Genomic DNA, 14,481 nt, shown 5'->3' with positions numbered 1-14,481 from the left:
GCAGCCGGTTCCGACACGGAAATCAGCGGATCAGCACCCAAAAACCGGGGCTCACCGTCAATTTGCGCGCCTTCACGTCGCCATCATGCCGAAATCAGACGGTTCTTCGAGGTGTCCAGCTTCTCCGAAGACTGGCCAAAGGTGAGCCGCCGGAGCTGGGCCAGTTGAAAACGCAAGGTATCGATCAGCGTGTCGCGGGCCGCCAGAGCTGCCTCCAGCTCGGCGATGCGGGCGTCCTTATCGACGGAGGAAGAGCCTCGATCCGACACCCTGTAATAGTATCAAAGCGGCACCATTGATGCCAGATAAACCCGCAGGAATCCGTACTTTTTACCCCGCCAGCAGCGGCGCGGCTGTTCGTTCCGGGCGTCTCCAGTCTATGCCTTCAAGCAGCATCGAAAGCTGAGCCGAGGTCAGGCCGACCTTGCCAGTCTTCGTCACTGGCCAGACGAACCGGCCACGGTCCATCCGCTTGGAAAACAGGCATAGGCCCTGGCCATCATACCAGAGCAGCTTCACCAGATCGCCACGCTTGCCCCGGAATGCGAACAGCGCACCAGAATGCGGGCTTTGCTCCAGCACCTGCTGGGCCAGCACTGCCAGACCGTCAAAGCCCTTGCGCATGTCGGTCGCGCCGCAGGCCAGATATATCCGGGTGGAAGGTGGCAACGGGATCATCGCGTGAGAACGGCAACGACCCGTGCCAGGGCCTCGGCATCGACACCGGCGTCCACGGTCAGCTTCACACCCGAGGGCAGTTCGATCCCGATATGACTACCGGGCGCCGGTAACGCCGGAACCGGGGCTGAGAGCTCGACCTCCGCGAAAGTGGGCAATGCTGCTGGTCTGGCACCGCCAAGCTCACCCGACATCGCCTGCCGCCGCCACGTGTAGATCGACCCGCTGCCGATCGCGTGTCGCTTGCAGGCGTCGCCAACCGAACCCTCGGGGCCGAAGGCATCGCGCAGGATCGCCAGCTTCTGCTCCACTGTCCAGCGGCGCCGACCCGCAACGACCTCAATCCGAGTGCTCATACGACCGCTCGTATGAGCACTCATATGACTGCTCGCTGGTCCACCTTCGATCTCGTTATCCATCGCCGCTCCCTATCCGAGCGGCAATCAGCCCTTCATCCACCAACCGCGCAAGGCGGCTTCGGCGCCACGGTTACAATCAATCAGAACAGGTGGAATAATATCCGAAGCCCACTATGATACGGCGCGGTTTACATATCATAGGGTTGTAGAGTGGCTGACGAGCGGGCTGAAGAAAACGGCAGTGACCCTAAGCAGGATGCGCAACCGGAGACCCAGGCTGAGAAGAAGCCCTCGCTTCTCGAGCGCTACCCGATAGTCCGCTACGTCCTCATCGCCGCGCTTGCCGCCGGCATCATCGCGGCCATCGTCTGGTATATGAATTACCGCGCAAGCGGCCAGTACCTCCAATCGACCAACAACGCCTATGTGCGCGCGGACTTTGTGACCGTTTCACCGAAGGTCGGCGGCTACGTCGAGCGTGTCCTCGTCGCCGACAACCAACATGTCCGCCGCGGCCAGCTGCTTGCCATCCTCGATCCTCGTGACTACCGCGCCAATGTCGATCAGGCGCAAGCTCAGATCGCCGCAGCCGGCGCCAACATCACGACCGCACGCCGGACGCTTGACGAGCAACGGGCCACTGTCGCTCAGGCCGCCGCCCAGGTTGCGAGCGCCGAGGCTGCCGCGGCAGCGGCAGAGAACGAGGTAAGACGCTACGAGCCCCTCGCTCGGACAGGGGCGGAATCGCATGAGCGTCTGGCAAACCTTGTCCTTCAGCGTGATCGAACCGCCGCCGATCTGCGCGCGCAGCGCGCCGCCTACCTCGCCGCCCGTCGCAGTATCGCGACACAAGCGGCTCGCATCGGCCAGGCGGAGGCGCAGCGCGGCACCGCGCAGGCGCAGCTTGCGCGCGCCTCGACGGATCTCGGTGCCGTCGAGATCCGCAGCAGCATCGACGGCGTTGTCGCCGACAAGGCGGTGCGGGCCGGGCAATATGTCCAGCCGGCTACCCGGCTGATGTCGGTGGTGCCGGTCGATCAGCTCTACATCGAGGCTAACTTCAAGGAGACACAGGTTGCCCTGATGCGCGTCGGGCAGCCAGTGACCATCAAGGTTGATGCACTGGACGGCGCCGAACTGCGAGGTCGGGTCGCGAGCTTCTCTCCGGGGACGGGTGCGCAGTTCTCGCTCATCCCGCCCGAGAACGCGACCGGGAACTTCACGAAGATCGTTCAGCGAGTGCCCGTGCGCATCAGCATCGAAGCGGGACCTGAGGCGCGCCGGGTGCTGCGTCCCGGCCTGTCGGTCGAGGTCACTGTCGACACGATCGGCGCAAAGGGAAGTCGTGACCGGATCGAACAGGAAACCGAGCGGCTGAAGCACGACGCAACGCAGGGCGCGCGCTGATGGCGGCCGAACGCGCCGGCCTGCGCGACTGGCTCGCCGTCGCGGCGGGCACGATCGGGTCGTTCATGGCGCTGCTCGATATCTCGATCGTCAATGCAGCCTTGCCCACCATTCAGGGCGAGATCGGCGCGAGCGGAACCGAGGGCACTTGGGTCGCGACCTCCTATCTCGTGGCGGAGATCGTTATGATCCCGCTCAGCCCCTTCCTCGTGCGCCTGTTCGGTCTGCGCAACTTCCTTCTGGGTGCGGCGGTCAGCTTCACCGGCTTCTCGATCGTTTGCGGTATCTCGACGACGTTGCCGATGATGATCGCCGGGCGTGTAGGGCAAGGCTTCACCGGCGGTGCGCTGATCCCGACAGCGATGACCATCATCGCGACGCGGCTCCCGCCATCACAGCAGCCGATCGGCACCGCCGCGTTCGGCGGCACCGCGATCCTCGGTCCGGTGCTCGGGCCTATCATCGGCGGCTGGCTTACCGACAATTACAGCTGGCACTACGCCTTCTTCCTGAACGTGCCGGTCTGTGCCGGGCTCGTCCTGCTCCTGCTGTTCGGGCTCAAGCACGAGCGTCTGCGGCTCGACCAACTACGCCATGCCGACTGGTTCGGGATCGCAGGGCTTGCAATCGGTCTGGGTGCGCTCACCGTCATGCTCGAGGAGGGGCAGCGCGAGATGTGGTTCGAGTCTGCCATGATCGTGAAGCTCGCGCTCGCAACGGTCTTCGGCTTCGCGCTTATCACGCTCGGACAGGTCCGCTCCGCGCATCCGGTGCTCAAGCTGTCGCTGATCTTCAGCCGCTCCTTCGGCAGCGTTTTCGTCCTCAGCCTCGTCATCGGCGTCGTGCTCTACGGGGTGACCTTCCTCATCCCGCAGTTCCTCTCGTCGATGGCGGATTACAGCGCGCTGCAATCGGGCAAGGTGGTCTTCGTCTCCGGCATCCCCGCCCTGATGCTGATGCCGTTCCTGCCGCTCGCGTTCAAATATCTCGACGTCCGGCTGGCGGTATTTGTCGGGATGACGCTGATCGGCGTCAGCTGCGCGATGGATTGGCACCTAACCGCACAGTCGGCCGGTGGCGATCTGACGGATTCCCAACTCGTCCGCGGCGTCGGGCAGATCTTCGCCATGATGTTCCTCAACCAGGCCGCGATCAGCGCCGTGGCGCCCGAGGACGCGGGCGATGCGTCCGCGCTGTTCAACGCGGGGCGCAACCTCGGCGGATCGATCGGCCTTGCCTTGATGGCGACCCTTCAGGACCGGCAGACATTCCTCCATTTCAACCGGCTGGGTGAGACGGTGTCGGCTAATGCGGCCACTACGCAGGAATGGTTCGCTAAAGCCATGCCCATGCCGTCCGGCGAAGCCGGCGCCTATCGGCAGCTCGCCGGTCAACTCCTCGAACAGTCTACCGTCATGGCCTATAACGACCTGTTCTTCGCGCTCGGCGTCGCGATCGCGATCACCACACCGCTGGCGCTGTTCCTCCGCCCGATCTCCTCCGACACGCAGATGGCGATGCACTGATGAAGCGACTTGGCTGGGCCATTCTCCCCGCACTCCTGACCGGATGCGTCGTCGGACCCGACTATGGAGGCCCGCCGAGCGTCGCGAGCGGCGAGCGCGCCGGATCGACATTTCGCCGCGTGGATCAGGCAGTCACGGTACCGCAGCCCCCTGTCGCACGCTGGTGGGAAGGCATGGGCGACGCGCAACTCACGATGCTGATCGACCGCGCGCTTGCCTCTAATCCGGACGTGGCGATCGCCGAGGCGCGCATCCGCAAGGCGCGCGCCAGCTTGCGCGAACAGCGCGCAAACCAGCTTCCCACCGTCTCCGCGTCAGGGACTGCGATCGTCGCCGATCTTCCCGCCGGCTCGCTCGCACTGCCGACTCAAGGCGAGCAATCCGATCGTGTCAGGGCCGAATTCTACAACGCCGGCCTGGACGCGTCTTGGGAGATCGATCTGTTCGGCGGGCGACGCCGTGCCGCCGAAGGTGCCGAAGCCCAGGCTCAGGCAGCCGAAGCCAGCAGGGCCGATGCGCAGGTTCGTCTCTCGGCGGAGGTCGCCCAGAATTATGTGACCCTGCGGGAACTTCAGCAGCGCCTGTTCCTGGCCCGCCGCTCCGCGGTGCTTCAGCAGCGATCACTCGCGCTGCTTCAGCAGCGTGAGCAACGCGGTGTATCGTCGCGCGACGAGGTGGTCCGGCTGCAGACCGAGCTGACCCGCACGGAGGGCGGGCTGTTGCCGCTTGAAGGGCAGATCGCAACGACGCTCGACCAGCTTGCCCTGCTCACCGGCGACGAACCCGGTGCACACGACGCCGCGCTGTCTACCCCCGCGCCGATCCCGATGATCCCAAGGACGGTCGCGATCAGCGATCCCGCCGCCATGCTGCGACGGCGGCCGGACATTCGCGCAGCCGAGCGGCAGCTGGCGGCATCGAACGCACAGATCGGAGTCAACGTCGCCCGGCAGTTCCCATCCGTCAGCATCATGGGTATCATCGGCCTCGGTGGTCCCAATATTGCCGATGTGGTCGATCCTGACAGCGTCGCGGGCCTTCTTCTGCCGCGGATCAGCTGGAGCTTCCTCGACTACGGCCGTAATCGTGCTCGGGTCGAGCAGGCCCGGGCCGACCGCGACGAGGCGGAAGCACAATACCGCAAGGCAGTCCTCGGCGCGCTGTCGGACGCGGAAACGAGCCTGACTCGCTTCGGTAATCAGCGCCGTAACCTGTTTTCGAGCATCGCAAGCCGGGACGGTGCCAGGCAATCGGCGACCTACGCCCGGCAGCGATACGAGCAGGGGGCTGTACCGCTGAGCACCTCGATCGACGCCGAACGCGCGGCGCTGGCTGCCGATCAGTCGGTGCTGGAGGCGACTGGCGAGCTTGATCGTGCGTTTGTCGCCCTGCAAAAGGCGTTGGGACTTGGATGGAGCCAGCGGTAACCGTTGTGCAACCAGGCCGGGCGCGCTTCTGCCTCCTCCTGTCGGGTATCTGCGTGATGACGCAATCAGCGGAGGACTAGATCTGATGGACTGCGGGCGTGCCAGGGAGCGCAATCGTCGGCAGAAGCTCCGCTCGCTCACCGAAGAGGGGCGTGCTCTCGCGCAAGCGCTTTTCGAGGATCTTAGGCACAACCTTGCGAATGCTTACTGGGCAGCAAACATATCGACTACGGCTGCTGACCGTGATGCAGCATCTCATGCGGGGCGGATCAGGCGAGTAATACTGCCGGCTACACTCCCAGTATCAATGGCAGCAAACAGGTGCCGGACCAGGTCGGGGGGGGCTGCGTCGACCTGGCCCGGCGGGTATCACCTATCCTGCAAGCCCGGAGGGGGTCAGCGACTTGCCGGTGGTGAGCTCGTTCTCCAGCACCGGGACCGCGGTACCGGCGACTTGCTGCAGCGCCGGATCGGTTCCGTCCTGCGCATAACCCTTATGCATCGCCCACGCAGCCTGCTGAACCTGCGCCGACTGGGTGAGATAGAGGTTGTCGAAAGCGCTCTTCGGCGCCTTCTGGAGCAGCTTGAGGAGGGCAGCGCGGTCGGCGGAAAGGGTCGAGGACGGCGCCTTGATCGTGCGCTGATCGTTCTTCAACGCCGCCAGCAGCGCTTTGTGGCTACTAAGCGTCTCTGCCAGAACGCGCTTCGCATAGGCCTTGACGTCGTCACGCTGCGCGCGCGTCGCTGCGAGCTGCGCCGCCTTGATCTGGTAAAGATTGGCGTCGGCCGCGGCGAGCACGTAGTTGGGTCCACTCTGGCTTGCGATCGGCGAGACGCCGATGTCGGCGCTGGTCATCGTTCCTGAAGTCGCGGGCGAAACAGCCTGAGCCAACACTGGAACTGGCGCCAGGGTAAGCAGCGCGGCAAATATCGCAGTCTTCATCGAAATCCTCCGTTGGTTTTGTTAGACATTGACCAAGATCGACGGCTTGAACGATAAGGAAACGGAACGGTTCCCTTTTCGGATCTCGTCTGGGCAAATCGGCCCGGCGCGTGACGGCGGAGGCGGAGACCTTTGTCGGCCATCGGCCGCCTGATCCGCAGCGCCAGCAGCTCAGCGACATGACGCGCACCCAGCTCGGACACGGCCGCATTCTTTTCACCATACCCGTTATCGCCGACTATCCGTAAGCGTGGGCTGGAGGCCGCAGATCAGGCGGCTTCGGCTATCGGCTGCTGATCTGGTCGCCAGTTCCACGGCATGAGTTCATCCCAGCGGGCAGCAGGCCAGTTGCCGGCGATCTTGGCGATAACGTCAGCAATATAGGCCTGCGGTTCTAGGCCATTGAGTTTGGCGCTCTCGATGACGGAGTAGACAGCGGCGGCGCGATCGCCGCCCGCCTTTGAGCCAGCGAACAGCCAGTTTTTACGGCCCAGGGCCACGCAGCGCACGGCGCGCTCCGCAATGTTGTTGTCGATCTCCAGACGCCCATCATCGAGGAAGCGCGTCAGCGCCACCCAGCGCTTGCGGCCATAGGCGATCGCCTTGGCCATCTCGGACTTGGGCGAGAGACGGCGCAGGGCATCATCGAGTGCTTGGCGCAGCTCGTCGATCAATGGCTGAGTGCGATCCTGCCGGCTTCGTCGTAGGATATCGCGCTGCTGGCCGCGGACCTCTGCCTCGATTTCATAGAGCTGGCCGATGCGTTCCAGCAGTTCGGTGGTGAGCGGCGTCGGCTTGGTGGCGTGGATGTCGAATATCTTCCGCCGGAAATGCGCCCAGCAAGCAACCTCGGTGACGCGGTTCGTGTCGTAGAGCTTGTCATAACCAGCATAGCCGTCGGCCTGGAGATAGCCGGTGAAGTTGGCCAGCTGCCGCTGGGGATGTGCGCCGATGCGATCGGTGGTGAACTCATACCAGACCAGCGCCGGGGTCGTGGCGCCGGAGCCGCGATCATCGACAGCGTAAGCCCAGAGCCTGCCCGTCGCCGTCTTGCCCCGCCCCGGATCAAGCATGGGAACCGGCGTGTCGTCGGTATGGATCTTCGTGGCGGTCAGGCCGACTTCGCGAATGCGACTGACGATCGGATCAAGCAGCACGGATGCCTGGCCGACCCAGCCTGCCAGCGTCGAGCGGTCGATCTCGATGCCCTGAGCGGCCATTATCTCTGCCTGGCGGTAAAGCGGCAGATGATGATCGAACTTGGAGACGACGACATGGGCCAGCGTGCCGAAGGTCGCCTTGCCCCGGGCAATGGCTTTTACCGGCGCGGGCGCCTGCACGATCTTCTCGCAGGCCCGGCAGCTATATTTGGGGCGGATGGTCCGAACGACGCGCCACTGCACCGGCACGGCATCGAGCATCTCGTCGCTATCCTGCCCCAGCGGCCGCAGTGCGCCGCCGCAGTCGGGACAGGTGCAGTTACCCTGCTCGGGCTCGATCCGCTGCTCCTCGCGCGGCAGATGAGCTCGCAGCGTCCGAACCGGTGATGGCCGATCGACGGCTACTGGATCGCCGCGCCGCGCGGCGGCGACGATGGCCTCGCCTTCGAGTTCTTCGAGCGCCAGCTCAAGCTGAGCGATCTGGGTATCGAGCTTCTCGGAGGACTTGCCGAACTGCATCCGCTTGAGGCGCGCGATCTGCACGCGCAACGTATCGATCAGGATGTCGCGGGCGGAAATATCGGCGTGGGCGGCGGCCAAAGCAGCTTCGAGCTCGGCGATCCGAGCGTCTTTGTCAGCGGTGGAAAGGCCTGCATCTGACACCGCGATCCTATAGCGGAACAGCCGCTGATATGCCAGTAAAAGTGCCGAAAAATGGGTGTTTTTAGCCCGAAAGTGACGGGGTGAAAGTGCGTTCTGGCCGCCGCCAGTCGATACCTTCCAATAGCATGGAAAGCTGGGCTGCGGTCATCACCACCGACCCGGTCTTGGTCGATGGGGCTTCGTGGTCTTTGACCATAAGAGCTTCCCCGGGGTTTTGGAGATCGACGGAGAGCGGCTACAGGCGTTCGCGGGACAGGCTGGCATGTATGCTCAGGCTCTGGAAAGCGTCACCGGCAGGCCTTGCCATCAATTCTGGCTACATCAGCCGATCGCAGCCACGATGACGCGCATGATCCTAGGCTAACGCGCAGCAGCGCGACAGCGGCGCATTCAGCGACCCAAACAGCCTATTGGCGAGGCGTTCATTCCAATTTGGACATAAGGCGCCCCGCAGCCCCCTGTTCTGCAGCGAGATTGCGGTTGTACGCTAGCGGCATCCGCGGCGACTTCCATCGCAACGCATCCATGATCCCGGCGAGATCCTCGCCGCTGGCGAACAGGTCCTGGTTGAGCCCGATCCGCGTCGAGTGAGCACTGATCCCCTTGAGCAGTCGCGCCAGGTCCTCGGCCGTGAGATCGGGCAAGGCGCCGAGATCAAACGCTCGTCGGATGATCGCCCGGAAGATCGTCCCGATCGAGCCCGGATGCAGCGCAGTAGTGCCAATGTCATATTCGACGCGCGCCGGCACGGCCGGCTTCGAGAGCGTCTTGCGCAGATCCCACGTCTCGCGGCTCGATATGCTGTCGATGCGACGCCCTTTGACGGCTGCGCGCGCCTTGTAGCGCCGCACCTGCACCCGCCGGAACAGCGGCCCCGCTGCGATCTCGGTCGCATCGGTCCAAGCCGCGATCGCTGCGACGGTGCGCGGGCTGAGGTAGGCGGTCGCCCCTTCCCCGTCCTGATCCCCTTTGTGGCGCAGGATTTTCAGCAGCCGCGCCTCGGGATCGATCGCCTCCTCGATATGCTCGACCGCGACCGCCACCAGCTCGGACGCGCGCAGCCCGGTGTCATAGGCGGCCGACAGCAAGGCTCGGTCGCGCAGTCCCGGCAGATCGTCTCCGCAACTTTCGAGCAGCGCGCGGATATTGAGCCCGCGCGGCCGATCGCGCTCGACGTCGCGCACCGGCCCCTTGAAACGGAGTGGCCGCGCCTGCTTCTGCGCCGTGCCCTTCTCGCGCCGGATAGCCGCAAGCCGCAGCTTGACCAGCGCGCTCGGCGTCGGATCCTTCAACTCGAGGAGCTGGTGGATCTTGGCGATCGAAGCCTTGTAGCGCGCAAGCGAGGCCGGGCGGCTCCCCTGCCCCGCCCGGGCATCGAGATAGTCGGCCACCACCTCGGGCGTCGCCGGCAGCGCAATCCGTTTCGCGCGGCGGCACCAGAGGTCGAACGCCTCGAGGTCCGACTTCAGCGCGCGGATGCTGTGCGGCGACGAAGCCGCCTGGTACGCCGCAAGCAACGCCTCGTTGACGACGATCGCCTCGCCGGCGCGCATGTTGACCACCGCCCAGGCCAGATCATCCGGCGCAGCCGGCCGCGCGACGCCGGTTTCGGCCGGAATCAGGGCGTTTGCGGGGATCGCGGCATCGGGCTCCATCGGCGCGACCTCTGTCGGTATCAACAAAACACAGGACTGGGAAACGCAGGGTTTTCAAACGCCATCTGTCAGCAAATTCCAAGCCTGTCTCGCGTGCACTTCGCGATTTTGCTACAATAACACCGGACCACGCAAGGCGAGTCCCTGAAGCAGTCGGGGATAGGTCATGGCCGATTTGGGCACACTTCTAACAATGATCCCACCTGCCGCCTGGCAGGAGGCTTGTGAACGCGAAGCGGTCATTCGGCCCCTCACCGAACGGCCCAAACTGACCCGCGCTGCGGTGGAATGCGCAGCGGCGGAACTCGGACTTAGTCGCAGCCGTATCTTCGAACTGGTCGGCCGATATCGCGCCAAATCAGTGGCGAGCTCCCTTCTTGACCAAGGCAGGGGCTTTCCAAAAGGTCAGCACCGCCTATCCGCGAGATTGGACGGCATAATAAGCGCGGAGATTGACGGCTTCTATCTGGCACGGCCTAAACCGTCGCTCGCACAGTTGGTCCGAAGCGTCAGACACGCCTGCCAATCGGAAGGCATCGAAGCGCCTTCACGTAACACGATTGTCGCTCGGGCGCGTGAAGTCGATGCTAAACGAAGCATCGCGGCGCGCGACGGATCAAAGGCCGCTGCGGATCGCTTCCGCCCTGTCACCCGCTCATTCGACGCTGAGTATCCGCTCCAAGTCGTCCAGATGGACCACACTCCTGCTGACGTCATCATCGTCGATGAGCATTTCCGCAGGCCGCTTGGCCGGCCGATCCTCACGCTCCAGATCGACGTGGCCACTCGCACCATCCCCGGGTTCTATGTCTCATTGGAGCACCCATCAGCAACGTCTGTTGGTATGGCAATCCGCCACGCTGTGCTCCCAAAAACCGCATGGTTGCAGGAAAGGGATCTTGACCTTGTTGAGTATCCTGTCGCGGGGATTCCCGACGCCCTTCATCTCGATAATGCCAAAGAATTCCACTCACTTGCGCTCAATCGGGGCTGCCGCCAACACGGGATCGAGCTGATATATCGACCGGTGCGGACGCCCCACTACGGAGGCCATATCGAGCGGCTGATCGGCACGACCGTCGGTGAGATACACCTCCTTCCGGGCACCACCTTCTCCAACGTAAAGGCGAAGGGCGACTACAACGCTGAGGGGAAGGCCTGCCTTACCCTCCCGGAGTTCGAGAGATGGCTCACGCTCCAGATCGCAGTCTACCACGCAACGATCCATGGCGAATTGGGAGTTCCGCCTCTGACCGCCTGGCATGACGCGCTGGCGAAACGGCCGACCGCGCTACGGTACCCGATCAATGACGCAGCCTTCCTTCTAAATTTTCTGCCTTTCGAGATGCGCAAAGTCCGGCGCGAAGGAATTGAGCTGTTTCACGCCTTTTACTGGCATGGAACATTGGCCGCGCTCGCGGTGGGCACTGATCGAAAGCGGCCTGTAAAGTATAACCCGCTCAATCTCTCGGCGGTCTATCTGGAGCTGTCAGACGGCGAACATCTGACCGTTCCTCTTCGGGACCGGCGGCGTCCGGCAATCACGAAATTCGAGCATGATGCGGCTGTGAAGGCTCTACGGGAGCGCGGTCGAATGGCGCTTGATGAGCACCAAATTTTCGAGATGGTCAAAGAGCAACGGACCATCGTTCGCGACGCCATCGCTCGGACCAAGACGGCTCGCAAGGCCGCGCAGCGAACCGTTTATGCCTTGAGCGCGGGAGCACCGGTCATTGCGCCAACGGAACCCCGCCTACCCAAACCGCCCGATCCGCCAGCTGCCACCGAAAAGGTTGTGCCGTTCGACATCGAGGAACGCGGATGACTGTTCTCAACCAACATCTGTTTCCGGCCTATCGCGACCAGGCGGACTATCCCGACGAAACCAGGATCGATTGGCTACGCCGTGACCGTTGGATGGGCCTTCCGCAATCAGAGGCGGCGTTGAGCCAGCTCGAAGATCTTCTGGCCTATCCCAAGCGCGGACGCATGCCATGCCTGCTCCTCTTCGGATCAACCGGCATGGGCAAGAGCGAAATCCTCAGCCGCTTCTCGGAACTTCATGCCCCCGCGTTTGACGAACGGGCAGGCATAACCGTCATGCCGGTCGTTTCAGTTCAGATGCCGCCAGAGCCAACCGAGGAGGAATTTTATACCGAGCTCATGCTGGCCATGAACTACGCCGAGTTCGGCCATCTATCACTTCGCACACTGCGCGCTCTGGCGAGACGAACCCTCGCGGAATTTGGCGCCCGCATTCTCGTGCTGGACGAGGTCGACAAGATGCTCGCCGGGACGCCGAGGCAGCAACGCATCTTTCTCAACACCATCCGCTTCCTCACCAACGATCTTAGAATTCCCATTGTCTGCGCGGGTACGGAAGACGCACGGATCGCCGTGCTCACTGACCCCAACCTTGCAGATCGGTTTGGCGCCCTGGAGTTGAGCGCGTGGCGCAACGATCATGCACTGCGCCAGTTGTTGGCCAGCTTCGCTGGATTACTTCCCCTGAGGCGCCCTTCCCACCTGGACGATGACCAGGTGCGTCGACGGGTTCTTGCGCTTACCGATGGGGTAACGGGCCGAATTTTTCGATTGATGGAAGCGGTTGCCATTGCAGCTATCCGTAGCGGCCGCGAGATGATCGATGCCGACAGCTTCGACGATGAGCAATTGCTGCTTCCCCTGGTTTCCATGCAGGTCACTGCAGGAGGCAGGAGAGCCGCCCGATGTCGACGACCATGACCCAACTTGAACAGTGCTTTTGGAAAAGGCATTGTGATTCAATGAGATGCATGCACCGGCGCGAGTGTTACCACTACATTTTTGGGGTTGGTTGAGCTTGCAGAGGCTCAGGTTCGCGGCGGCAGTTCGCTGATATTGGCCGGCAGCGCGATGCTGGTTGCCTTGAAGACATTCCCCACCTGGCCCGAAACGTGGGTGCGGGTGGTAATGACCTTGCCGTCCTTTTCGATGGTGGCTTCCTGAAGGCGATCGAGATCGTTGAGGAGCGGCTGCCATTCGGGCTGCAAGCCCTTTTCCTGACACAAGCGGGTGAGTTCCTTGGCCAGCGTCAGAGCGAGGAACGAGACAAACACATGGCCGCGGATAGCGGCATCGGACTGATGGAAGATGGGACGGGTATCGAAGCTGGCCTTGGCGACGCGGAACAGGGCCTCGACCTGAAGCAAATCACGGTAGCGGATGACGGCCTGCAGCGGAGTGATCCTGGCATTGGTGCGCAGCACGCTGATGCCGTCGTAGCGCGCCTCGTCGGCAAGCTTGCCCATGTCGATCTCGAAGGTCTTGCCGCTGGCCTTGAGATAGCGGCGATAGGCTGAGTTACCGACCAGGGCCTTGTCGCCCTTCTTCAGCTGGTTCTGGAGGCCATCGATGATCGCTTGCCGGTCGGCCTTGTCCTTCCTTGCCTCAGCTTCGTTGAGCGTGACGACGTAGCGCTGGGCATCTGCGCCTTTGCCAACGCGCACTTCCTTGACCCACAGCTGAGTGTCTCCTGCCTGCCTCTCGAGGACCAGGGGCACCATCGGGGCAGTGTCGGCAAGCACGACATCGCGGATGACGCTGCTGGTACGCTCTCGCGCACCCAGGATGTATTCCATCCCCAGCTCTTCCAGGGCGGCGATCGTTTCGGCGCTGATCATGCCGCGATCGGCCACGACGCACGAGCGGGTGATCCCAAAGCGGGTACGCAGGCGCGTGACGATGGGCATAAGCACCTTCACGTCGGCCGTGTTGCCCGGGACCATCTCGGTGCAGATCGGACGCCCCTGGGTGTCGATCACCACGGCCAGGATCATCTGGGCAAGCTCGGGCCGATGGTCCTTGGAATGACCACGCCGACCTAGCGTGTCGCCGCCTGCACCGTAGAACGAGAGCGACGTCGTATCCATGAATACAAGACTAAGGTCGGTGAACAGGTCTCGGCGGCGATCGAACAGCTTCTCCTCGATCACGTCCTTCACGCAGCGAGGTGCCAATGCGCCTTGAGCCTTCTCCTCGATCTCCTCGCCCAGCCAGGCCATGGCGCGATAGAAGTGATGGAGGGCAAGATCCCCGCTGCCGTCAATGGCGTAGCTCTCCATCCAGTCCAGGCAGGCTCGGTCCGAGCCTGATACGAACAGGCGGTGCAGTGTGGCGACAAATACGGCGCGCTCCACGGCAAAGCCGAACTGGCGGCCTTCCAGCACCTCTTCCAATACAGCATCGATGCCAAGCCGCACCCACAGGCGCCCGAACAGCAAAGGGCCTCCGATCCGCCGCGCCGCGATCCGGCCGGCATCGATATCGGACAGAATGACGCTGCGTTGCGCGTGACGTGCGATCGAGGCGGCCAGTCTGTCGAGTTCGCCGCTCGCGGCCAGCACATCCTTGCGGCCAAGAGCCTTGATCGTGCGCTGGCGGACGGTTTTGCCCTCGCGCACGCTCTCGACCAGGTAAAGATAGCGGTGCCCGCGCGCGACTCGTTCGACGACAAACATGGCACGTTGTTACTGCCTGCACCCACAAAGATAAACCAAACCATTAGTCACAGCCAAAATGTTGTTAGCACACCCGGTTTTGCTGCCAAACTCGACCCTAGCAAAATCAAGTACTTACGATCTCGTGTTCACTGCGCGTTCCGCCAGCGCTGTCCAACTTGGGC

General features: G+C 63.2%; 11 protein-coding genes and 2 pseudogenes. 5 read left to right on the top strand and 8 right to left on the bottom strand.

Features of this window, described 5'->3' with window-relative positions:
• Positions 1-116: 116 nt before the first annotated feature.
• The 3 genes and pseudogenes from A8V01_RS24215 to tnpA form a co-directional block, all read right to left on the bottom strand.
• Positions 117-269, bottom strand: a pseudogene (locus tag A8V01_RS24215) (IS66 family transposase); the annotation flags it as partial.
• Positions 270-330: 61 nt separating this feature from the next.
• Positions 331-678, bottom strand: coding sequence for an IS66 family insertion sequence element accessory protein TnpB (gene tnpB, locus A8V01_RS24210; protein WP_009824048.1), 348 nt, complete (start codon positions 676-678; stop codon positions 331-333).
• On the bottom strand, positions 675-1,034 hold the full coding sequence (gene tnpA / locus A8V01_RS24205) for an IS66-like element accessory protein TnpA (protein ID WP_103098830.1): 360 nt from the start codon (positions 1,032-1,034) through the stop codon (positions 675-677). The genes tnpB and tnpA overlap by 4 nt, the downstream gene beginning before the upstream one ends.
• Positions 1,035-1,247: 213 nt before the next feature.
• Between tnpA and A8V01_RS24200 the strand changes: the two genes are divergently transcribed.
• Genes A8V01_RS24200 through A8V01_RS24190 form a run of 3 tightly spaced genes read left to right on the top strand, consistent with a single transcriptional unit; the run spans position 1,248 to position 5,397 of the window.
• Positions 1,248-2,444: an HlyD family secretion protein gene (locus A8V01_RS24200; RefSeq protein WP_103098828.1), complete on the top strand. Its 1,197-nt coding sequence runs from the start codon at positions 1,248-1,250 to the stop codon at positions 2,442-2,444.
• Positions 2,444-3,970: a DHA2 family efflux MFS transporter permease subunit gene (locus A8V01_RS24195; RefSeq protein ID WP_103098827.1), complete on the top strand. Its 1,527-nt coding sequence runs from the start codon at positions 2,444-2,446 to the stop codon at positions 3,968-3,970. Before A8V01_RS24200 ends, A8V01_RS24195 begins: the two co-directional genes overlap by 1 nt.
• Positions 3,970-5,397 (top strand): efflux transporter outer membrane subunit, encoded by a 1,428-nt coding sequence (locus A8V01_RS24190; RefSeq protein ID WP_103098826.1) that lies wholly within the window; start codon positions 3,970-3,972, stop codon positions 5,395-5,397. Before A8V01_RS24195 ends, A8V01_RS24190 begins: the two co-directional genes overlap by 1 nt.
• 373 nt (positions 5,398-5,770) lie before the next feature.
• On the opposite strand, the gene A8V01_RS24185 is transcribed toward A8V01_RS24190, so the two are convergent.
• The 4 genes and pseudogenes from A8V01_RS24185 to A8V01_RS24170 all read right to left on the bottom strand — a co-directional run bounded on the left by A8V01_RS24185 (position 5,771) and on the right by A8V01_RS24170 (position 9,818).
• Positions 5,771-6,340 (bottom strand): DUF4142 domain-containing protein, encoded by a 570-nt coding sequence (locus A8V01_RS24185; RefSeq protein WP_103098825.1) that lies wholly within the window; start codon positions 6,338-6,340, stop codon positions 5,771-5,773.
• Positions 6,341-6,609: 269 nt separating this feature from the next.
• Complete coding sequence (gene tnpC, locus A8V01_RS24180) at positions 6,610-8,163, bottom strand: IS66 family transposase (RefSeq protein WP_483870004.1); 1,554 nt, start codon at positions 8,161-8,163, stop codon at positions 6,610-6,612.
• 61 nt (positions 8,164-8,224) lie between these two features.
• Positions 8,225-8,338 (bottom strand): annotated as a pseudogene (locus tag A8V01_RS24175) (IS66 family insertion sequence element accessory protein TnpB); the annotation flags it as partial.
• A 247-nt stretch (positions 8,339-8,585) separates the two neighbouring features.
• On the bottom strand, positions 8,586-9,818 hold the full coding sequence (locus tag A8V01_RS24170; protein ID WP_103098824.1) for a site-specific integrase: 1,233 nt from the start codon (positions 9,816-9,818) through the stop codon (positions 8,586-8,588).
• A gap of 166 nt (positions 9,819-9,984) precedes the next feature.
• On the opposite strand from A8V01_RS24170, the gene A8V01_RS24165 reads away from it, so the two are divergent.
• Complete coding sequence (locus A8V01_RS24165) at positions 9,985-11,643, top strand: Mu transposase C-terminal domain-containing protein (protein ID WP_103098823.1); 1,659 nt, start codon at positions 9,985-9,987, stop codon at positions 11,641-11,643.
• A complete protein-coding gene (locus tag A8V01_RS24160) occupies positions 11,640-12,563 on the top strand; it encodes a TniB family NTP-binding protein (RefSeq protein WP_103098822.1) in 924 nt (307 codons plus the stop codon). Before A8V01_RS24165 ends, A8V01_RS24160 begins: the two co-directional genes overlap by 4 nt.
• A 107-nt stretch (positions 12,564-12,670) precedes the next feature.
• Here the strand turns inward: A8V01_RS24160 and A8V01_RS24155 are convergent, their stop codons facing one another.
• Positions 12,671-14,317 (bottom strand): IS1634 family transposase, encoded by a 1,647-nt coding sequence (locus tag A8V01_RS24155; protein ID WP_103098821.1) that lies wholly within the window; start codon positions 14,315-14,317, stop codon positions 12,671-12,673.
• Positions 14,318-14,481 lie beyond the last annotated feature (164 nt).

Origin of the sequence: Novosphingobium guangzhouense (assembly GCF_002896965.1) — a bacterium.
GTDB lineage: Bacteria > Pseudomonadota > Alphaproteobacteria > Sphingomonadales > Sphingomonadaceae > Novosphingobium > Novosphingobium guangzhouense.
The sequence above is the reverse complement of the archived record's forward strand: the minus strand, read 5'-3'. Positions and strand labels throughout refer to the sequence as shown.

Excerpts from the sequence above, each read along its gene's own strand:
- tnpB (WP_009824048.1), bottom strand. The coding sequence starts at position 678 with ATGATCCCGTTGCCACCTTCCACCCGGATATATCTGGCCTGCGGCGCG.
- A8V01_RS24170 (WP_103098824.1), bottom strand. The coding sequence starts at position 9,818 with ATGGAGCCCGATGCCGCGATCCCCGCAAACGCCCTGATTCCGGCCGAA.
- A8V01_RS24190 (WP_103098826.1), top strand. The coding sequence starts at position 3,970 with ATGAAGCGACTTGGCTGGGCCATTCTCCCCGCACTCCTGACCGGATGC.
- A8V01_RS24185 (WP_103098825.1), bottom strand. The coding sequence starts at position 6,340 with ATGAAGACTGCGATATTTGCCGCGCTGCTTACCCTGGCGCCAGTTCCA.
- tnpA (WP_103098830.1), bottom strand. The coding sequence starts at position 1,034 with ATGAGCACTCGGATTGAGGTCGTTGCGGGTCGGCGCCGCTGGACAGTG.
- A8V01_RS24155 (WP_103098821.1), bottom strand. The coding sequence starts at position 14,317 with ATGTTTGTCGTCGAACGAGTCGCGCGCGGGCACCGCTATCTTTACCTG.
- A8V01_RS24165 (WP_103098823.1), top strand. The coding sequence starts at position 9,985 with ATGGCCGATTTGGGCACACTTCTAACAATGATCCCACCTGCCGCCTGG.
- A8V01_RS24160 (WP_103098822.1), top strand. The coding sequence starts at position 11,640 with ATGACTGTTCTCAACCAACATCTGTTTCCGGCCTATCGCGACCAGGCG.
- A8V01_RS24195 (WP_103098827.1), top strand. The coding sequence starts at position 2,444 with ATGGCGGCCGAACGCGCCGGCCTGCGCGACTGGCTCGCCGTCGCGGCG.